This is a genomic window from Amycolatopsis sp. w19, assembly GCF_051373225.1.
In the GTDB taxonomy this organism is placed as follows: domain Bacteria; phylum Actinomycetota; class Actinomycetes; order Mycobacteriales; family Pseudonocardiaceae; genus Amycolatopsis; species Amycolatopsis japonica.
The window spans coordinates 392140-410714 of sequence record NZ_JBPQFM010000001.1 but is presented as its reverse complement, the minus strand read 5'-3'; the positions used below and the strand labels follow the sequence as shown (position 1 = coordinate 410714).

Here is an 18575-nt window from a genome sequence, read left to right as displayed (position 1 = left end):
TTCTTGCCGGGCAGGATCGCCGGACCACCTTCCGGGACGGGATGATCAGGGCAAAGCGGGCTCCGTGCCCAGGCCCAGCGCGGCCGCCGCGTTCCGCACCGCCTCGATCACCAGCTGCAGCGCCGGCCGCCGCGACGAGGTCGTCCGGTAGGCGATCGAAACCGTCCGGAGCAACGGTGTGGTCAACGCGACGACGTCGATCCCCGGCGGCCGGAGCCCGAGCCCGAGGTCGGAAACAAGGGTCACCCCGAGCCCCGCCCTGACCATCGCCATCGCCGTGGACTGCTCCTCGACCTCGTGGTTGATCTTGGGCTCGAACCCGTGCCGGTGACACGCCGTGCGCACCGCGCGGCCGAAATGACTCTTCGGGCTGGCGAGGATCCAGGGATGCTCACCCAGTTCGAGCAAGGACGCACTCCCCGCGGGCACCGCGCCGGCGGGTACGGCGGCGTGCAGCCGTTCGACCGCGATCACCGCGCGCTCCAGGCCCGCGTCCCACGGCATCGGCGCGTCGGAATAGTCGAGGACGAACGACAGGTCCAGTTCGCCGTCACGCACGGCGTCGGCGGTGTCCTCGGGAGCCAGCTCACGGGTCCGGACCTGGATGCCCGGATGCTCACCCGCGAGCGCGGCCAGAGCGTGCGGCAGCAGCCCCGAAGCGACCGACGCCCACACTCCGGCCATGAGGCGCACCGAAACGGTCTCCTGCGCCTCTTCCAAGGCCAGTGTCGCCCGTTCGACCGACCCCAGGATCTCCTCGGCGTGCTCGGTGAGCAGCAACCCCAGTTCGGTCAGCTGCACCCGTCTGCCGAATCGTTCGAACAGCTTCGCGCCCACGTCCCGCTCCAGCTGAGCCAGCTGCTGCGATACCGCCGAAGCGGTGTAATGCAGCGAAGCGGCGGCCGCCGTGACGGTGCCGCGCCTGCTCAGCTCGCGGAGCATCCGCAGGCGGTGCAACGAAAGCTCCATGGCCCCAACGTAATCGGGTGCGGTCGCGGACGCCCGGTGACGCGTTACACCAGTTTCTCTGCACATCATCGTTCAGATTCGGTAAATGGACGCGCGCGCCCACGTGGGCGCACCCTCGGAAGTGGCGCAGGAACGACCCCGAATCCACGAAGGAGGTGGCCGCATGGCCGCGAGGAACGCCGAACCGCTGATGAGGCTCGTCTGGACCGACCCCGTCACCGGTGCCACCGGCTACCTCGTAGTGCACAGCCTGGTCTCCGGTATCGCGACCGGCGGGACCCGGATGCGCGCGGGCTGCACGATGACCGAGGTCGAAGACCTGGCGAGGGGGATGGCGAACAAGACCGCGACCTTCGGCCTGCCGGTCGGCGGGGCCAAGGGCGGCATCGACTTCGATCCGAAGGACGAGCGTGCTTTCGGTGTGCTGGAACGGTTCTGCTCGTTCCTGCGGCCGTGGATCGACAACCACTGGGTGACCGCCGAAGACCTCGGCGTGCCCCAGCACCTGATCGACGAGGTGTTCGCGAAGCTCGGGCTCGAGCAGTCGTACCACGCCGCGATCCGTCGTTCGGCCGATCCGGCGCGCACCCTTCGCCGCGTGCAGGCCGGTCTGAGCACTCCGGTCCCCGGCGGGCTCCTGCTCGGCGACGTGATCGGCGGCTACGGCGTCGCGCAGGCCTGCCTCGGCGTCGCCGACGCGTGGGAGTGGGCCGCCGACAAGACCACGGTCGCCATCCAGGGCATCGGCACCATGGGCGGCGGCGCGGCCTGGTACCTGCACGAAGCCGGGATGAAGGTCGTCGCTGTCGCCGACGCGGCCGGGACGCTGTACCGGCCCGAAGGTCTCGACATCCCGGCGTTGCTGGAGCTGCGGGACTCCTACGGCGAGATCGACCGGAGCAGGCTCCCCGCCGACGTCCGGCTGCTCCCCCGCGACGAGATCGTGGCGACGGAGGCGGACATCCTCGTCCCGGCGGCGATCTCCTACGCGCTGCGCGCCGGGAACCAGGGCGTCGTCAAGGCGAAGGTCGTCATCGAAGCGGCCAACGCGGCGACCACGCCCGACGCCGAAGCGGGGCTGGCGGCCCGTGGCATCCCGGTGATCCCGGACTTCGTCGCGAACGCCGGCGCGGCCGCGTGGGCCTGGTGGCTCCTGCTCGGCGAGGTCGGCGCCGATCCCGCCGATTCGTTCCTGCGCCTGCGGACCGAGATGCGGGCGAAGGTGGCCCTGCTGCTGAGTTCGTGGAACCTCGACCGGATCGCACCCCGCACCACCGGGCTGCGGCTCGCCGAAACCACCCGTTCGGACGCCACCACCCCGGAAACCGCCCCAGCGCTGGTCATCCCCTGAGGATGCGCGTGAAGGCCCCCTTCCCTCGGCTGAGCCGAGGGAAGGGGGCCTTCACGCGCGATCCGTGGCTCAGGAAGCGAAGCGGTCCGTCGCGCCGATGAGGACTTCGCGCATCGGCTCGTCCTGAGTGCTGTGACCGACCTCGTCGATGACCACCAGCTCGCTGCCGGGCCACGCGTGCGCCAGCTCCCACGGGGTGCCGATGAGGTTGCCCAGGTCGAGACTTCCTTCGGCGAGCACGGCCGGGATGTGCGCCAGTTTCCCGGCTTCCCGCAACACCACGCCTTCGTCCAAAAAGGACCCTTGGCTCCAGTAGTGCGTGACCAGCCTGGCGAAGGCGAGCCGGAACTCCGGCGTCTCGAAGCTCTTGTACGGCGGCGAGGTCGGGATGATCGCGTCCTCCCAGGCGCACCAGTCGGCCGCCGCCTTCTCGTGCACCGCCGGATCGGGGTCCATCAGCAACTTGAGGTATGCCGCCGCCAGGTCACCGTCGCGATCCTCTTCGGGAACGCCGTCGCGGAACTTCGCCCACGCCTCGGGGAAGACGCCGCCGAGACCGCGGGTGAGCAGGTCGGTCTCGCTCCGCCGTCCGGTCGCCAAGCCCATCAGGACCATCTCCGAGACCCGGTCCGGATGGCGCTCGGCGTAGACCAGCGCGAGCACCGAGCCCCAGGAACCGCCGAAGAGCAGCCACTTCTCGATGCCCAGATGCTCGCGAAGGCGTTCCATGTCCGCGATCAGGTGGTCGGTGGTGTTGGCGGAGAGGTCGGCCTCGGGCTCCCCCGCGTGCGGGGTGCTCCGGCCGCAGCCTCGCTGGTCGAACAGCACGACGCGGTACTTGGCCGGGTCGAAGTACCGGCGCAGGCCGGTACTGCAGCCGGTACCGGGGCCGCCGTGCAGCGTGACGGCGGGTTTGCCGTCGGGATTCCCGCAGACCTCCCAGTACACGAGGTGCCCGTCGCCGACGTCGAGCATCCCGTGGTCGTACGGTTCGATTTCCGGATACAGCCGTGTCACGTTCTCGTCCTCCCAGACCCCGCCAGAAATACAACAGCGCTGTCACAATAGCCGGGGCCGGTGCCCGGGCGCGCGTTCTTTAGTGCCGAGTCGTCAAGTCGCGCCCGATTTGGACACTTTGCCTGGTTCTACGCGAGGGTCGTGAGTGATTAAGAGCGTTCTAACGCTCTTAATCACTCACGACCCCGCCGACTAACCGGATATGGACACCAAGCGGACATCCAGCCGCCGATGAAGGGCGCTGTACCCGCGTCCCATGCGGTGAAAGTCCCCTTCACCCACCCCGAGGCCAGAAGAACGAACGACGCGAACTTCTGACTCAGGGCATTAGCGCCTCTCGGCGAATCCCTGTGGCTCGAGTGTCTGTTCCGGCCTCGGACGTTCGTGGACAAGGTGAGCGGCCGCCACGAGGGTGCCGCCACGAAGCCTCAGGGGATGAGATGCCGAACGCCCGCCGCATGTACGACCTGATCGAGCCCATCGGTCTGGTGCCCTACTTCGCCGACGAGTCGGACGAGGCCCTGATCGCGCTCGGTCTGCGCGGCCAATGGGACGCCTACTTCGCCGGCCGGGCCGCGCCGTTCGGCCGGTCGGTGCCCGCCGAGGTCGTCCACGCGATCTTCTACAACTTCGCCCCCGGCGAGGTGGCCCGCCACATCCCGACGGTCTGGGAGCTGACCACCCCCGAGGCGGCATTGGCCGCCCGCGAACGAGGATGCGTCGCGGGGATGCGACGGATCCTCGGCGAACTCGCCGACGCCTCCGAGATCACCCGCGCAGGCGACCTCCTGCTGAAAGCCGCGACCAGCGCGCCGGTGGAGGGACGCGCCCTCTACGCCGCCCTCCGCACAGTCCCGGTCCCGCAGGAACCCGTGGCCAGGCTGTGGCACGCCGCCACTCTCCTGCGTGAACACCGCGGCGACGGCCACACCGTCGCCTTGCTGGCCGAGGGCATCGGCGGCACGGAGTCCCATGTGCTCCACGCCCTGTCCGTCGACATCCCCGCGAACGAGTTCGGCCGGGTCTGGCACCTCCCCGCCGCCCGGCTGACCGCGGTCGTCGACGGGATGCGCGACCGCGGTCTCGTCGGGGACGACGGCCGGCTCACCCCGGCCGGGCGCGCCACGAAGGAACGCGTCGAGGCCATGACCGACAGGCTCGCGGAGACGCCGTACAACGCCCTGAGCGCCCAAGAACTCGAGTGTCTCGTCGCCGACCTCGAACCGATCTCAGCCGCGCTCAGGGCGGTGTTCCCGTGGTGACGGCCTAGCCGGCCAGGGTGCTGGAGACGTGCCTGAGCGCGTCTGCCAGCTCCGCCGGGCCGGCCGGTCCGATGTGGACCACGGCGTCGTTGCCATGGCCGGTCGTGTAGCTCAGGTACCGGCCCCAGTCCGTGTCGGCGAAATGGAGCGGATCCTCGGCGGCCACATGCCTGCCGACCTCGTCCCGCTTGCCGACGTAGAGCTCGCCGCTCCCCTCGACCGGCCGTTGCACGAGGCTGACGATGTCCGCGATCACCGGTGGCAGCGAATGTGTGTCCGGGCCCCGGCGGGCCGCTTCCTCGAGCTCGTACGCGCGGACCGTGCGCAGCCTTCCGCCGCCCGCCGGGACGGGCGGCAGCTGCTCGATCAGCGTTTCGGGCAGCCGTCGCCGATCGATCTCCTGCAGCCCGACCCAGTCACCCGACGCCACCGCCAGGACCGCCTGCAGTCCCAGCGAAGCGGCGAGGACGCCGTAGGTCTGGCCGCCGGTGTTCACCCAGCCGTAGTACTCGATGGCCGGTTTCGTGAGCACCGGAAGCCAGTCCAGGAAGTCGACCGACGCGCGGCCGCTCGAATCCAGCAGCCCGGCCTGCGCCAGCGCCGCTTCCACGCGCTTGTCCGCCTCCGCGCGGGCCGTCCTGGACAGCCAGCGCGGTTCGGGACGCAGCGTGATGTGCAGGTCGCCGACGCGTTCGCGTTCGGCGAGCACCGCCAAGGCTTCGACCGGGACGTCCACCCGGCCTGTTCTCACGGTCATCCGCTACTCGCCGATGACCGGCGGACTGGTCCGCTGGTCGGTGCCGAAGATCGCGTCCGGGTCGGCCTCGATCAGGTAGTCGGGACGCTGGTGCTCGTCGTCATCGTCCCCATCGGCACGCCGGCCACCGGCACCCATCGGACCCATTTGCCCGCCGCCACGACCGCCCGCTCCGCGACCGCCGCCCAGGTGGTCGGCGCCACCGAGGCCGCCGAGACCGCCCATACCGGATCCCCGGCCCGAGCCGAGACCGCCGGAACCGGGAGCGCCCGCCCGGCCGCCGCCGGTGCCGCCCTCGCCACCGAGCAGCCTGCCCGCGGCGCTGTTGGGCGGGGGCACGTTGCGACCGCCGGTGCTTCCCGGCGGGTTCTGGCCGGGACCGTTGGGGTTGTAGTTCTGGCCGGGGCCGTTCGGCAGGCCGATGACGTTGTCCGAGTCACCGGGGCCACGGCCGGGGATCCTGCCCGGGATCTCGGTCGTCGGCCCGGGCTTGCCCTTGCCACCGCCGGACGGCCGCGTGGTGTCGTCCCCGTCGCCGCCCGGCTTGCGCGTGGGCGGCGGGATGGTGGGGTCGGGCCGGTCCCTCGGGATCACCGGACGGTCGTCGTTCGGGCCCGGTTTGGTCGGCGTGCGATCGTCGCCGCCCGGCCTGTTCTGGTTCGGGTCGGTGCCGTTGTCGTCCGTGCCGCTGGTGTCGGTGCCGTCGTTGTCGTCCCCGCCGCCGTTCCGGATGGGCTTGACCGGGATGATCGGCGGGTGGACCGGGGGCGTACCGCCGGGGGTCTTGACGCTGACGTCCGCGCCGTCGTTCTTCAGCACGCCGTAGTCGGTCGGCAGGTTGGAACTCGTGCTGCTGGTGACCGAGTCGTACTGGTCCATCACGCGGACGTTGTTCTGGTTCGCCGCCTCGTGCTTCGCGACGCCCTCTTGGTAGTTCTTGATGTCGTTGTTGACCATGAACGGCCCGGCGATCGGGATCGCGCCCTTCAGGCCGGTGGTCCAGGGGTTGGGCTTGTCCGGCTTCGGCGGCACGGGGACGACCGTCTGCCCGGAGTCGTCGAAACTGTCGGCCTGCGTCGTCACCGAATCCCTGGTCTGGAACAGCGGCTGCGCGGTCTCCTTGAAGGCCTGCTCCAGCGGGCCCGCGCCGGCGTTCGCCGCGTCGGCGGCGGAACCGGTCCAGGAAGACGTCATCCGTGTCTGCAGGGACTTGATGGCCATGCCGCGTTCGACATAGGCGTCCGAGAGTTCGGCGATGCGATCGGCCGCCGAACGCAGGTTGCGGGTGTCGCCCTGGGTGAAGTTCTCGAAGATCTGTTTGCCGTCCACTCTCATGCCCCCTTGAGTGTCTTGATCATGGCCGACGCGAGTTTCCGCGCGGTCCCGCACGAATTCTGTTCGTCGCCGTAGCCGGCGGCCAGGGTGTTGATCGTCAGGTCGTCCGCGACGCCCACCGCGAGATCGCAGTTCCCCCGCGCCCGCCGGTCCTGGATTCCGTAGTAGACGGTCGGATAGCCGTCGACCTCGGGGCCGGGCTCCAGAAACCGCAGCTGCCCGGATTCCTTGGCCTTGTACATTCCGGCCAGGCCACCCGCGCCCTTTTCGCGGTTTCCGCTGCCGAGGATGATCTGCAGCGTCTCCCCCTTGCCCCTGATGAACCAGCCGCAGCTCGGATTGCTCGACTCGGACCTGGGCTCGCCCGGCTCGGTGAACCCCAGCTCCGCGGCCGCGGCGGCGGGAAGCAGCTTGCAGGCGTCGCCGACGTACGCCGAGGCGTCCAGCGGATCCGCCACCTTCGGGACGTTCGGGTCCTCCGGTGCCGCCGACGAGTCCGATGACGGCGCCGATCCGCTACTGGGCGACGGTTTCCCGGGGTTCTCCCCCGTGCAGCCCGCCACCGCGACGGATACGAGCATGAGCGCCGCCACCGCGGCGCGTTTCCTCAACACGTTCGGCATCCTCAGGTCGTGCGCATGGTGTTGGCTTGGTCGGTGACCATCGTCTTCGTCCTGGCGATCTCGAGCTTCGCGATGTAGCCCGTGATGTATTCCTTCATCGAGTCGTTCTGCTTCTGCAAGGCGAGCAGCGAATCGACGCCGGAATCGACGTAGCTGGAGCTGGCTTCGTCCTGGCCCGGCGGCCTCAGATCGGCGAGGATGTCCTCGATCTTCATGCCGTCCTGGGAGACCTTCTTCAGTTCGTCCTGCCACAGCCCGATGACGGTCTTCAGCTCCTCGGGGCTCATCTCGAACCCGCCGCCACCGCCGCCCCCGCCGCCGTAAACGGTCGGTTCCTTCGGCGTGGTGAGGTCACCCCAGACGGCCTTGATCGCGCTCGCGGCGTCGCCGATGATGTTCACACCCGCACCTTCCCCTCAGCACTCACACACGGTGATGGACAAAGAGTAGCCAAGCGGCGGACGGCGTGTCAGCCGATCCGGCCGAGTGGTCGGACGTGTCTCGGCGCCGTCCGGTTCCCGGTCGGGCGGATCATCCCGCGAACTGGTCACAGTACGTACGTACGGATTGCATTAACCGGGTTCCCGGTGACAGGATCCCAGGATGCCACGGGTCAGCCAGGATCACCTCGACGCACGCCGGCGCCAGATCCTCGACGGCTCCCGCGTGTGCTTCGCACGCCACGGCTACGAGGGCGCCACCGTCCGGCGGCTGGAAGAAGCCACCGGCCTGTCCCGCGGTGCGATCTTCCACCATTTCCGCGACAAGGAGTCGCTCTTCCTGGCCTTGGCCGAGGACGACGCGGTGCGCATGGCCGACATCGTCGCCGAGCAGGGTCTCGTCCAGGTGATGCGCGAGCTGCTGACGAACCGCAGCGAACACCCCGCCGACTGGCTCGGCACGCGGCTGGAGGTCTCCCGACGGCTGCGCACCGACCCCGAGTTCCGTGCCCGCTGGGCCGAGCGGTCCCACCAGCTGACCGCCGCGACCCGCCGCCGTCTGGAGCGTCAGCGCGACGCCGGGATCCTGCGTGACGACGTCGACGTCGACGTCCTGACCGCGTACCTCGAACTCGTTCTCGAGGGTCTCGTCTCCCACCTCGCGATGGGCCAGCCCGGAGACGATCTCGGCCCCGTCCTCGACCTGGTCGAGGAGAGCGTGCGGCGGCACCGTGCCCACGCGGCCGGGGGAACACGTTAAGATTGTCCCATCGCCGCAGTACAGCGGCGGTGTCAGTGGATTCCGATCGAGGAGTGACTCTTTTCGTGCGCGACGCGCAGTCACCTGGTGACAGTATCGAGCCGGGTGGCACACCCGGCTGTTCCGCGGCTCTTCCTGCCGACCCCGCCGGCAGGAAATGATGGAAATCCTGCTCGCCGTTCTCGGCATTCTCCTGTTCCTCCTGCTGACCGTCGGCACCGGCCTCGCCGTCGCCGCCGAGTTCTCCCTCACCGCGCTCGAGCGCAGCACGGTCGACGCGAACGTCCGCCAGGTCGGCGACAAACGGGCGCACACCGTGCAGAAGGCGCACCGCACGCTCTCGTTCCAGCTCTCCGGCGCGCAGGTGGCGATCACCATCACCACCCTGATCACCGGTTACCTCGCGGAACCGGTGATCGGTGATCTGCTGCATCCGCTGTTCACCGCCGTCGGGTTCTCCGAAGGCGTGGCGAACGGCGTCTCGCTGGCGGTCGCGCTGATCCTGGCCACGTCGCTGTCGATGATCCTCGGCGAAATGATGCCGAAGAACCTCGCGATCGCCCGGCCGCTGCAGACCGCGCGTGCCGTCGCGGGGTACCACTCGCGGTTCTCGTCGCTGTTCCGCTGGCTCATCACCTTGATGAACAACAGCGCCAACTTCCTCGTCCGCAAGTTCGGCGTCGAGCCGCAGGAAGAACTGCGGTCGGCCCGGTCGCCGCAGGAACTCGGCTCGATCGTGCGCTCCAGCGCGGAAAGCGGCACGCTCGACACGTCGACGGCCGAACTGCTGGACAAGTCGCTGCGTTTCGGCGAGCGGACGGCCGACGAGCTGATGACGCCGCGCGTCCAGCTCGAATCGCTGACCGTGGACGACACGATCTCCGACCTCATCGAGATCTCGCGCCGCACCGGCTTCTCACGCTTTCCGGTCTACACCGAGGATCTCGACGACGTGCAGGGCGCGGTGCACATCAAGCAGGCGTTCACCGTCCCGGCCGCCCAGCGCGCCACGGTACGGATCGGTTCGGTCATGCGGCCGATCCCGACGGTGCCCGAATCCCTGCCGGGCGACTCGCTGCTCAACCGGCTGCGTGATTCCCGCTTCCAGCTCGCGATCGTCGTCGACGAGTACGGCGGCACCGCGGGCCTGGTGACACTGGAGGACGTCGTCGAGGAGATCATCGGCGACGTCCGCGACGAGCACGACGAGCGTGAAGCGCCGTCCTCCCAACAGGTCGGCGCCGACAACTGGCTCGTGTCCGGACAGCTTCGCGCAGACGAGGTCACCGACGAGACCGGGTTCCGGATGCCCGACGGCGACTACGAGACCATCGCCGGGTTGATCCTCGAACGGCTCGGCCGGATCCCCTCCCCCGGCGACGCCACCGAACTCGACGCCTGGCGGCTCACGGTGACCAAAATGGACCGTCTCCGTATCGCCGAGGTCGAAGTCCGCCGGGTCGGCGACACCGCGACCTCCGCCGAGCAGGAGCCCGCCCGATGAGCGACTGGTTCAACATCTTCCTCGTCGTGGTCCTGTTGCTGGCCAACGCGTTCTTCGTCGGTGCCGAGTTCGCGCTGATCTCGTCGCGGCGTGACCGGCTGGAAGCCTTGCTGGAGCAGGGAAAGACGCGCGCCAGGATCGTGATCAACGCGAGCAGGAACGTCTCGCTGATGCTCGCGGGCGCGCAGCTCGGCATCACCATCTGCTCGCTGCTGCTGGGACGGCTCGGCGAGCCCGCCATCGCCCACCGGCTGGCCGGGTTCTTCGAGCTGTTCGGGATCCCCGAGGTCCTGCTGCACCCGATCTCGTTCGCGATCGCGCTGGCGTTCATCACCATCCTGCACGTCCTCATCGGCGAGATGGTGCCGAAGAACCTCGCGATCGCCGAGCCGGAGCGGCTGGCGCTGTGGCTGGTGCCGGTGCACGTGGCCTGGGTGAAGGTCGCCAACCCGTTCATCTGGCTGCTGAACTTCGTGGCGAACTCGCTGCTGCGGGTGTTCAAGGTCGAGCCGAAGGACGAGCTGGAGACCGCCTACACCTCCGACGAACTCGCCGAGCTGCTCAGCGAGTCGCGTCGTGAGGGGCTGCTGGAGCATTCCGAGCACCAGCGCCTGAGCAAGACGCTGTCCTCGGTGGAGAAGACGGTCGCGGACGTGCTGGTCCCGACGGCTCAGCTGACCACGCTGCCCTGCTCGCCCACGTTGGGCGACGTCGAACGCGCGGTGTCCTCGACCGGGTTCTCCCGCTTCCCGGTGTGCACCGACGACGGGACGCTGACCGGCTACATCCACGTCAAGGACATCCTCGACCTCGTGGGCGAGGACCCGACCACCGTGGTGCCGTCGGACAAGACGCGGGCGCTCACCGAACTGCACGCCGACGCCCGGCTGGACGAGGCGCTGTCGGCGATGCGCAAGGAAGGCAGCCACCTGGCGCGGGCGCTGAGCCCGGCCGGGGCCGCGGTCGGCGTCGTCGCGCTGGAGGACCTCGTCGAGGAATACGTGGGAACTGTCCGCGACGGTACCCACGTCATGTCATGACCGGCCTGATCGTCCTTCCCGAGCCCGTGTGGCGGGCTCGGGAGGACGACCACGTCACGCGGATGCGGCGCTGGACGACACCGCACCAGCGCCGCCGCTCGCGAGGCGAGAAGCATCCGGTGCTCGACTTCCTCTTCAGCTACTACTCGCACCGGCCAGGGCATCTCGAGCGCTGGCAGCCGGGCCCGGGTGTCGTGCTCGAAGGCGCGCCCGCGCGCCGGTTCCTGGAGCGGAAGGGCTACCTGGAGACCCCGGACGGCGTCATGCTCGACCCGGAGGGCTTCACCGAGGGCCGGGCCAAGACCGCGGAATTCGTTCTCCGGCTGCTTTCCGCGACCGCGTCCCGCTCGCCGAGACTCAGTTGTTTCGGGCTTCACGAATGGGCAATGGTTTACCGGGAATCGGCGAATGAGGTCCGCCACTCACAACTTCCGCTCCGGCTCGGCTCGGCCGGGACCGACGGCGTCGTCGAGTCGCTGGAGATCCGATGCGGACATTTCGACGCGTTTCGGTTCTTCACCGAGCCCGCCCGGCCGCTCAACACCCTGCGACCGGCGCGGGAGGACCAGGTCGACTTCGAGCAGCCGGGCTGCCTGCACGCCAACATGGACTTGTTCAAGTGGGCGTACAAACTCGATCCGTTCGTCCCGGCTGAGCTGGTCGGGGACTGCTTCGAGCTGGCCGCGGACATCCGTGAGCTGGACATGCGGGCCAGCCCGTACGATCTGGCGTCGTTCGGGTACTCGCCCGTGCGGATCGAGACCCCGGAAGGCCGTGCCGAGTACGCCCGTGCCCAGGCCGGGTTCGCCCGCCGGGCCGCGCCGCTGCGTGAGCACCTGATAGCGCATTGCCAACGGCTCCTGGCCGAGTTAAGGAAAGTTCCCGCGACACGCGGAAAACAACTGTGAGTCGTCGCATTCCCCGTAACATCCTCCCCTGTTAGAGTGATAACGGTTTGATTGCATACGCAGCGCGAGCGCGCACGTTTCGAAAGGACAACGATGGGGCGACACAGCGTGGCCGAGGAGCCGGTGCCGCATCCCCTCGACCCGCCGAAGCGGCCTCAGGGTCGCGGTGAGGCGACCGGTTCGCACCGGATCGTCGGGAAGAAGGCCCCGCGGCGGCGGATCGCCAAGTGGCCCATCGCCTGCCTGGTCCTCGTGGTCCTGGTCGCGATCGGCGTGTTCGGCTGGAACTGGGCGGACGGCGAGCTCAACACCCGCGCCGAAGCCCAGGCCAAGGCGTGCAGCGCCGGCGACACCCCGATGCGGGTCATCGTCACCCCCAGCATCGAGAAGCCGGTCCGCGCGGCGGCCGAGCGGTGGAACAACGCCGCGACCGTGGTCCGCGACCACTGCGTGATCATCCAGATCGACGCGCTGTCGTCCGGTTCGGTGCTCGACGGCCTCGTCGGACGGACCAACCTCGACTCCATCGGCGGCCTTCCCGCCGCCTGGATCCCCGAGTCCTCCTACTGGGTGACCGAGCTGAACACCGCCAAGCCCGAGCTGGTCGGTTCGCCCGCCCAGTCCGTCGCGACGGCGCGTTCGGCCGACTACCCGCTCGTCGGGCTCGCCGGCAAGAACATCGACGAGGTCCAGATGCGCGCCGCGCAGACGTTCCGCCAGTACCTCCAGCAGCCCGCCCAGCAGGCCGACTTCGCGGCCGCGGGTATCAAGGCCACCTGAGGCCCCGAACCACGGGAAAGGCCCCTTCGCCGCTCGGGAAGGGGCCTTTCCCGTACCTCCGCCTCGTGAGCGCGCGGACGGTTAGGACCAAGGGTGTCTTGGACTTCTGCTGAACTCGACCTTCACACCTTCCCAAGTACATGAAGGCCCCCTTCACTGCGCTAGACGCAATGAAGGGGGCCTTCATGTACCCAGGACGCCAGTACCAGCGGGCCAAGTCCTCGTGAGTGGGGAGAGAACGGTTAGCACCAACCGTGTCCGACGGTTTGGCGTGATCCGACGGACGACACACGTGACGGAACGGACGACACACGTGCCCAGACGGACGACTCGCGTGATGTCCCTCCAGACACGCGTGTCGTCCGTCCGATCACGCATGTCGTCCACCTGATCACGCAAGACTTCCCGATTCGGTCCCGGCCTCGTGAGTGTTGGGACCGTTAGAACCCAACACTCACGAGGAGAAGGTGTCCGGGTCCGGGCCGGTGCGCGTCCCGTCGTCGAACTCGGCGAGCGCGGCGAGATCGTCTTCGGCGAGTTCGAAGTCGAAGACGTCGAAGTTCTCGCGGATCCGGGACGGTGTCACGGATTTCGGGATGGCGACCGTGCCGAGCTGCAGATGCCAGCGCAGCACGAGCTGCGCCGGGCTCTTGCCGTATTTGGCGGCGAGTGCGGTCAGCGTCGCGTCCGCGAGCAAAGATCCTTGCGCCAGCGGGCTCCACGCCTCGGTGACGATGCCATGCTCGGCGTGGAACTCCCGCAACGCCTTCTGCTGAAGCCGGGGATGCAGCTCGACCTGGTTGACCGCGGGCACGATCCCGGTCTCGTCGAACAGCCGCCGCAGATGCGGGACGTGGAAGTTCGACACCCCGATCGCGCGCACCCGGCCGTCCGCGTAGAGCTTTTCCAGCGCCCGCCAGGTTTCGACGTACTTCCCGCGGGCGGGCATCGGCCAGTGGATCAGGTAGAGGTCGACGTGGTCCAGCCCGAGCTCCGCGAGGCTCGCGTCGAACGCCCGCAGCGCCTCGTCGTAACCGTGGCCCGGATTCGGCAGTTTCGTGGTGATGAACAGTTCGTCGCGGGGGACGTCCGATGAGCGGATCGCCTCGCCGACACCGGCTTCGTTCCGGTACGACGCGGCGGTGTCGATGCTGCGGTACCCGGTCTCGATGGCGGTCCGGACGACCTTGGCCGTATCGCCCGCGGGCACCTGCCAGACGCCGAAACCGAGCTGGGGGATGGCTACCTCGTTGTTCAGGACGACGGAAGGCACGGCCATGGAAGGGAAATCCTCACTGGGTTCGGTGGCAGGGCTTCTTGCCCCGCATCATTCCACCCCGCGCGCGGCATACGCGCGCAAATACTCCGCCGTGTCCGTGTCGGCCGGGAAGAACGACTCGATCACCAGCTCGGCGACCGTGACGTCCAGCGGCGTGCCGAAGGTGGACACCGTGCTGAAGAACGTGAGTTCGGCGTCCTCGTGCCGCAGTTTCAGCGGGACGAAGATGTCACCCGGTCCCGGGACCTCCACCTCGGGGACGGGATCCGCGCACGGATAGGTGAGCAGTTCCTCCAGCAGCTCGGTCAGCATCGGGTCGGCGGTCTGGGCCACCTGACGCCGCAGCCTGCCGAGCAGGTGGGCACGCCACTCCCCCAGGTTCAGCACGTGCGGCGCCATCCCGTCCGGATGCAGCGTCACCCGCAGGACGTTGACCGGCGGCGTCATCAAGGCGGGCGAGACCAGGTCGGTCATCAGCGAGATGCTCGCGTTGGCGTCGACCAGGTTCCACCAGCGGTCGACGACGGCGGCCGGGTACGGCTCGTGGCCGGCCATCAGCTGGCGCACCGCCTTGCGGACCGCCTCCAGCTCCGGGGCGGCGAGACCGGTTTCGGCGTACGCGGGCGCGTACCCCGCGGCCAGCAGCAGCTGATTGCGTTCCCGCAAGGGCACCTCCAGGTGTTCGCCGAGCCGCAGCACCATCTCGCGGCTCGGCTTGGACCGGCCGGTTTCGACGAAGCTCAGGTGCCGGGTGGAGATGTCCGCCGAGATGGCGAGGTCCAGCTGGCTGATCCGGCGGCGGTCACGCCATTCACGAAGGAGTTCCCCGACGGGGCGGCCCGCGCGGCCCGCGGTCAGTGTGGTCGTCACGATCACGAACCTACGGCCACCGGCGCCGGGCCGCCATTACCTCCCGCGTAATCGACGGGACCCACCCTCGGCCGACAGAGTTGCGGCATCGGTTACCCCACAACAGAACGAGGAGACACCATGTCGGACATCCAGCGCGTCGCCGAGCAGTACATCGCCGTGTGGAACGAGACCGACGCGGACAAGCGCCGCGCGCTCATCACCGAAGTGTTCACCGAGGACGCCGTCTACACCGACCCGCTCGGCGCCGTGACCGGCCGCGACGGTGTCGACGGCTTCATCGCCGGCGCGCAGGCCCAGTTCGCGGGCTTGAAGTTCAGCCTGCCCGCGGCGCCCGACGCGCACCACGACATCGCGCGGTTCCAGTGGTACCTCGGCCCGGAGGGCGCCGAGGAGCCGCTGGCGATCGGTTTCGACGTCATCACCGTCGAGGACGGCCGGATCAAGCAGGTGCTGGGTTTTCTCGACAAAATGCCCGGCTGACGATCAGGCGAAGGCCTCCGGCGGCGGACAGGAGCAGACGAGGTTGCGGTCCCCCGCGGCCCCGTCGATCCGCCGCACCGGGGGCCAGATCTTCGACGCGGTGAAGCCGGCCGGGAAGACCGCGATCTCCCTGCTGTACGGGCGATCCCACTCGCCCGCGAGACAGCGCGCGGTATGCGGCGCGTTCCGCAGCGGGCTTCCCTCCACCGGCCACTCCCCCGCGGCGACCTTCTCGATCTCGCCGCGGATCGCGATCATCGCGTCGCAGAACCGGTCGAGTTCACCGAGATCCTCGCTCTCGGTGGGCTCGACCATGAGCGTTCCCGCCACCGGGAAGGACATCGTCGGCGCGTGGAGCCCGTAGTCGGCCAGCCGCTTGGCGACGTCGTCGACGGTGACGCCGGTCCGTTTGGTGAGCGCGCGGAGATCGAGGATGCATTCGTGCGCGACCAGGCCGTCGTGCCCGGAGTACAGCACCGGGTAGTGCGCGGCGAGACGTTTGGCGACGTAGTTGGCGTTCGCGACCGCGGTCAGCGTCGCCCGCTTCAAGCCTTCAGCACCCATCATCCGGACGTAGGCCCAGGAGATCGGAAGGATCGACGCGCTCCCCCATGGCGCGGCGCTGATCGGCCCCACTCCGGTGGACGGGCCCGCGTCCGGCTGCAGCGGGTGGTTCGGCAGGTACGGCGCCAGATGCGCGCGGACGCCGATCGGCCCGATCCCCGGCCCGCCGCCACCGTGCGGGATGCAGAAGGTCTTGTGCAGATTGAGATGCGAGACGTCCGCGCCGAACCTGCCGTACTGCGCCACCCCGATCAGCGCGTTCAGGTTCGCGCCGTCGACGTACACCTGGCCGCCCGCGTCGTGCACCAGCGCGCAGACCTCGCGGACGGTGTCCTCGTACACGCCGTGCGTGGAGGGATAGGTGATCATGATCGCGGCGAGGTCGTCCGCGTGCTCGTCCACAGTGGACTTGAGATGGCCGAGGTCGATGTTGCCCTCGTCGTCGCATTTCACGACGACCACCCGCATTCCGGCCATCACGGCGCTGGCGGCGTTCGTCCCGTGCGCGCTGGACGGGATCAGGCAGACGTCACGTGCGGAGTTCCCGCGTTCGCGGTGGTACGCGCGGATGGCCAGCAGTCCGGCGAACTCGCCCTGGCTTCCGGCGTTCGGCTGCAGGGAGACCGCGTCGTAGCCGGTGATCCCGGCGAGCCAGCGCTCCAGATCCTTCACGACGGTGAGCAGACCGGCCGCGTCCTCGGCGGGTGCGAACGGATGCAGACCGGCGAACTCGGGCCAGGTGATCGGCTCCATCTCGGCCGTGGCGTTGAGCTTCATCGTGCAGGAGCCCAGCGGGATCATGCTCCGGTCGAGCGCGACGTCCTTGTCGGACAACGACCTCAGGTACCGGAGCAGCGCCGTTTCCGAGCGGTGCGCGTGGAAGACCGGATGGGTCAGGTAGTCGCTGGTGCGGCGCAGATCCGGCGGGAAGCCGTCCGCGGTGTCCGCGTCGAGCGAGTCCACATCGGACACCGCGACCCCGAACGCCTTCCACACCAAGGAAAGATGCTCACGGGTGGTCGTCTCGTCGCAGGCGACGGCGACGTGGTCGGAGTCCACGAGCCTCAGGTTGACCCCGAGTTCCCGCGCCGTGCCGACGATCCCCGCCGCGCGGCCCGGGACCGAAACCGTGACGGTGTCGAAGAATTCGCAGTGCACGACGTCGACACCGCTTTCGGCGAGGCCCGCCGCGAGTACCGTGGCCATCCGGTGTGCGCGGTTCGCGATCGCGCGCAGCCCTTCGGGACCGTGGTACACGGCGTACATCGACGCGATGACCGCCAGCAGCACCTGGGCGGTGCAGATGTTGCTCGTCGCCTTTTCCCTGCGGATGTGCTGTTCACGGGTCTGCAGCGCGAGCCGGTACGCGGGGGCGCCGTCGGCGTCCTTCGACACCCCGACCAGCCGTCCGGGCAGCTGCCGTTCGAGCCCCTGCCGGACGGCGAGGTACGCCGCGTGCGGTCCGCCGAAGCCCATCGGGACCCCGAACCGCTGCGTCGACCCGATCGCGACGTCGGCACCGAGTTCACCGGGCGACCGCAGCAGGGTCAGCGCGAGCGGATCCGCGGCCATCACCACGGCGGCGCCGAGCGCCTTGACCTCGGCGATGGTGTGATCCCATTCGCGGACGACCCCCGACGCGCCCGGATACGACAGCAGCACGCCGAAGAAGTCGCCGCCGAGCCCGAGCCCGGTGATGCCCTGGGACAGGTCCGCGGTCACCAGGTCGATGCCGAGCGGTTCGGCACGGGTGCGCAGCACCTCGATCGTCTGCGGAAGGGTGTCCTCGTCGACCACGAACCGGCTCGATTTCGCCTTGCCCGCCCGGCGGACCAGCGTCATCGCCTCGGCCGCGGCGGTCGCCTCGTCCAGCATGGACGCGTTCGCGATCGGCAGCCCGGTCAGGTCGGCGACCATGGTCTGGAAGTTGAGCAGCGCTTCGAGGCGGCCTTGCGAGATCTCCGGCTGATACGGCGTGTACGCGGTGTACCAGGCCGGGCTCTCCAGCACGTTGCGGCGGATCACCGGCGGGGTCACGGTGTCGTGGTAGCCGAGGCCGATCATCTGGACCATCGGCCGGTTGCGCCCGGCCAGTACGCGGAGTTCGGCGAGCGCGCCGGTCTCGGTGGCGGGCGGCGGCAGATCCGGCGGTGTCGCGGACTCCCGCAGCGACGCGGGGACGGCCCGCTCGGCGAGCTCTTCGAGGGAGGCGACGCCGACGACGTCGAGGATGCGCGCGAGCTCTTCCGCGCCGGGACCGATGTGCCGGTCCGCGAAGAGGGTTCCGGATTCGAGAGCGGCCAGTGAAACAGGCTCCATCGGGGACCTCCCAAGACGCGGGGGTGGGGCCGGGACGGATTGTCCTGGCCCTCCCCACTCTGTCCGTACCCCCGAGGGGGCGCCTGAGAGTTTCGCCCGAGTGTTGAGCCAGGCTTGCACCGTCGGCGGGGCCGCCAGGCTGTGACCTGGCGAACCACTTTCCAGAGGCGTCTCTTCCGCGCGGTCCAGGGTGCCTGAGAGGTTCCGGGGAGGACTTGCTCCTTCGGCGCCGAGCTCAACGGTTATCGACTCGGTCTCTCCCGCGCGGATTCGTCGACCGCGGAAGTGAGCCTACCCTGCCGCTCGCGCGGCCT

At 69.2% G+C, this 18575-nt stretch carries 17 protein-coding genes and 1 riboswitch; of the genes, 8 read left to right on the top strand and 9 right to left on the bottom strand.

Annotated elements, in window-relative coordinates; translation table 11 throughout:
- Positions 1 to 45: 45 nt before the first annotated feature.
- Positions 46 to 969 (bottom strand): LysR family transcriptional regulator, encoded by a 924-nt coding sequence (locus tag ACSMFO_RS01800; protein ID WP_037337353.1) that lies wholly within the window; start codon positions 967 to 969, stop codon positions 46 to 48.
- A gap of 163 nt (positions 970 to 1132) precedes the next feature.
- Between ACSMFO_RS01800 and ACSMFO_RS01795 the strand changes: the two genes are divergently transcribed.
- On the top strand, positions 1133 to 2320 hold the full coding sequence (locus ACSMFO_RS01795) for a Glu/Leu/Phe/Val dehydrogenase dimerization domain-containing protein (RefSeq protein WP_436456572.1): 1188 nt from the start codon (positions 1133 to 1135) through the stop codon (positions 2318 to 2320).
- Positions 2321 to 2389: 69 nt separating this feature from the next.
- On the opposite strand, the gene pip is transcribed toward ACSMFO_RS01795, so the two are convergent.
- A complete protein-coding gene (gene pip / locus ACSMFO_RS01790; protein WP_051972829.1) occupies positions 2390 to 3295 on the bottom strand; it encodes a prolyl aminopeptidase in 906 nt (301 codons plus the stop codon).
- Between the two features lie 482 nt (positions 3296 to 3777).
- Here pip and ACSMFO_RS01785 point away from each other — a divergent pair, with 482 nt between their 5' ends.
- Complete coding sequence (locus ACSMFO_RS01785) at positions 3778 to 4599, top strand: MarR family winged helix-turn-helix transcriptional regulator (protein WP_436456571.1); 822 nt, start codon at positions 3778 to 3780, stop codon at positions 4597 to 4599.
- Positions 4600 to 4603: 4 nt separating this feature from the next.
- On the opposite strand, the gene ACSMFO_RS01780 is transcribed toward ACSMFO_RS01785, so the two are convergent.
- Genes ACSMFO_RS01780 through ACSMFO_RS01765 form a run of 4 tightly spaced genes read right to left on the bottom strand, consistent with a single transcriptional unit; the run spans position 4604 to position 7715 of the window.
- Complete coding sequence (locus ACSMFO_RS01780) at positions 4604 to 5335, bottom strand: ESX secretion-associated protein EspG (protein WP_083649725.1); 732 nt, start codon at positions 5333 to 5335, stop codon at positions 4604 to 4606.
- 24 nt (positions 5336 to 5359) lie between these two features.
- On the bottom strand, positions 5360 to 6691 hold the full coding sequence (locus ACSMFO_RS01775) for a hypothetical protein (RefSeq protein WP_436456570.1): 1332 nt from the start codon (positions 6689 to 6691) through the stop codon (positions 5360 to 5362).
- Positions 6688 to 7314, bottom strand: coding sequence for a DUF3558 domain-containing protein (locus tag ACSMFO_RS01770; protein ID WP_360134819.1), 627 nt, complete (start codon positions 7312 to 7314; stop codon positions 6688 to 6690). Before ACSMFO_RS01770 ends, ACSMFO_RS01775 begins: the two co-directional genes overlap by 4 nt.
- 2 nt (positions 7315 to 7316) lie before the next feature.
- Positions 7317 to 7715 carry a hypothetical protein gene (locus ACSMFO_RS01765; protein WP_360134816.1) on the bottom strand — a complete coding sequence of 133 codons (399 nt, stop codon included), beginning with the start codon at positions 7713 to 7715 and terminating at the stop codon, positions 7317 to 7319.
- Between the two features lie 202 nt (positions 7716 to 7917).
- Here ACSMFO_RS01765 and ACSMFO_RS01760 point away from each other — a divergent pair, with 202 nt between their 5' ends.
- The 5 genes from ACSMFO_RS01760 to ACSMFO_RS01740 all read left to right on the top strand — a co-directional run bounded on the left by ACSMFO_RS01760 (position 7918) and on the right by ACSMFO_RS01740 (position 12746).
- A complete protein-coding gene (locus ACSMFO_RS01760; protein ID WP_037337340.1) occupies positions 7918 to 8514 on the top strand; it encodes a TetR/AcrR family transcriptional regulator in 597 nt (198 codons plus the stop codon).
- 157 nt (positions 8515 to 8671) lie between these two features.
- Positions 8672 to 10018: a hemolysin family protein gene (locus ACSMFO_RS01755; RefSeq protein ID WP_436456569.1), complete on the top strand. Its 1347-nt coding sequence runs from the start codon at positions 8672 to 8674 to the stop codon at positions 10016 to 10018.
- Positions 10015 to 11058, top strand: coding sequence for a hemolysin family protein (locus tag ACSMFO_RS01750; protein ID WP_038514040.1), 1044 nt, complete (start codon positions 10015 to 10017; stop codon positions 11056 to 11058). The genes ACSMFO_RS01755 and ACSMFO_RS01750 overlap by 4 nt, the downstream gene beginning before the upstream one ends.
- Entirely contained in the window at positions 11055 to 11966 is a 912-nt protein-coding gene (locus tag ACSMFO_RS01745) for a 3-methyladenine DNA glycosylase (RefSeq protein ID WP_436456567.1), read from the top strand. Before ACSMFO_RS01750 ends, ACSMFO_RS01745 begins: the two co-directional genes overlap by 4 nt.
- A 93-nt stretch (positions 11967 to 12059) precedes the next feature.
- Entirely contained in the window at positions 12060 to 12746 is a 687-nt protein-coding gene (locus ACSMFO_RS01740) for a hypothetical protein (protein ID WP_360095514.1), read from the top strand.
- 454 nt (positions 12747 to 13200) lie between these two features.
- Here the strand turns inward: ACSMFO_RS01740 and ACSMFO_RS01735 are convergent, their stop codons facing one another.
- Positions 13201 to 14025, bottom strand: coding sequence for an aldo/keto reductase (locus ACSMFO_RS01735; protein ID WP_436456566.1), 825 nt, complete (start codon positions 14023 to 14025; stop codon positions 13201 to 13203).
- A gap of 48 nt (positions 14026 to 14073) precedes the next feature.
- Complete coding sequence (locus tag ACSMFO_RS01730) at positions 14074 to 14901, bottom strand: helix-turn-helix domain-containing protein (RefSeq protein WP_436456565.1); 828 nt, start codon at positions 14899 to 14901, stop codon at positions 14074 to 14076.
- Between the two features lie 114 nt (positions 14902 to 15015).
- Between ACSMFO_RS01730 and ACSMFO_RS01725 the strand changes: the two genes are divergently transcribed.
- Positions 15016 to 15378, top strand: a complete 363-nt coding sequence (locus tag ACSMFO_RS01725; RefSeq protein ID WP_436456564.1) for a nuclear transport factor 2 family protein — start codon at positions 15016 to 15018, stop codon at positions 15376 to 15378.
- A 3-nt stretch (positions 15379 to 15381) separates the two neighbouring features.
- Here the strand turns inward: ACSMFO_RS01725 and gcvP are convergent, their stop codons facing one another.
- On the bottom strand, positions 15382 to 18261 hold the full coding sequence (gcvP, locus tag ACSMFO_RS01720; RefSeq protein WP_436456562.1) for an aminomethyl-transferring glycine dehydrogenase: 2880 nt from the start codon (positions 18259 to 18261) through the stop codon (positions 15382 to 15384).
- A 171-nt stretch (positions 18262 to 18432) separates the two neighbouring features.
- Positions 18433 to 18534: riboswitch (glycine riboswitch) on the bottom strand.
- Positions 18535 to 18575: the final 41 nt, after the last annotated feature.

Coding starts and splice junctions, on each gene's coding strand:
- ACSMFO_RS01800 (WP_037337353.1), bottom strand. CDS start 969: ATGGAGCTTTCGTTGCACCGCCTGCGGATGCTCCGCGAGCTGAGCAGG.
- ACSMFO_RS01795 (WP_436456572.1), top strand. CDS start 1,133: ATGGCCGCGAGGAACGCCGAACCGCTGATGAGGCTCGTCTGGACCGAC.
- pip (WP_051972829.1), bottom strand. CDS start 3,295: ATGCTCGACGTCGGCGACGGGCACCTCGTGTACTGGGAGGTCTGCGGG.
- ACSMFO_RS01785 (WP_436456571.1), top strand. CDS start 3,778: ATGCCGAACGCCCGCCGCATGTACGACCTGATCGAGCCCATCGGTCTG.
- ACSMFO_RS01775 (WP_436456570.1), bottom strand. CDS start 6,691: ATGAGAGTGGACGGCAAACAGATCTTCGAGAACTTCACCCAGGGCGAC.
- ACSMFO_RS01770 (WP_360134819.1), bottom strand. CDS start 7,314: ATGCCGAACGTGTTGAGGAAACGCGCCGCGGTGGCGGCGCTCATGCTC.
- ACSMFO_RS01760 (WP_037337340.1), top strand. CDS start 7,918: ATGCCACGGGTCAGCCAGGATCACCTCGACGCACGCCGGCGCCAGATC.
- ACSMFO_RS01755 (WP_436456569.1), top strand. CDS start 8,672: ATGATGGAAATCCTGCTCGCCGTTCTCGGCATTCTCCTGTTCCTCCTG.
- ACSMFO_RS01750 (WP_038514040.1), top strand. CDS start 10,015: ATGAGCGACTGGTTCAACATCTTCCTCGTCGTGGTCCTGTTGCTGGCC.
- ACSMFO_RS01745 (WP_436456567.1), top strand. CDS start 11,055: ATGACCGGCCTGATCGTCCTTCCCGAGCCCGTGTGGCGGGCTCGGGAG.
- ACSMFO_RS01740 (WP_360095514.1), top strand. CDS start 12,060: ATGGGGCGACACAGCGTGGCCGAGGAGCCGGTGCCGCATCCCCTCGAC.
- ACSMFO_RS01735 (WP_436456566.1), bottom strand. CDS start 14,025: ATGGCCGTGCCTTCCGTCGTCCTGAACAACGAGGTAGCCATCCCCCAG.
- ACSMFO_RS01725 (WP_436456564.1), top strand. CDS start 15,016: ATGTCGGACATCCAGCGCGTCGCCGAGCAGTACATCGCCGTGTGGAAC.
- gcvP (WP_436456562.1), bottom strand. CDS start 18,261: ATGGAGCCTGTTTCACTGGCCGCTCTCGAATCCGGAACCCTCTTCGCG.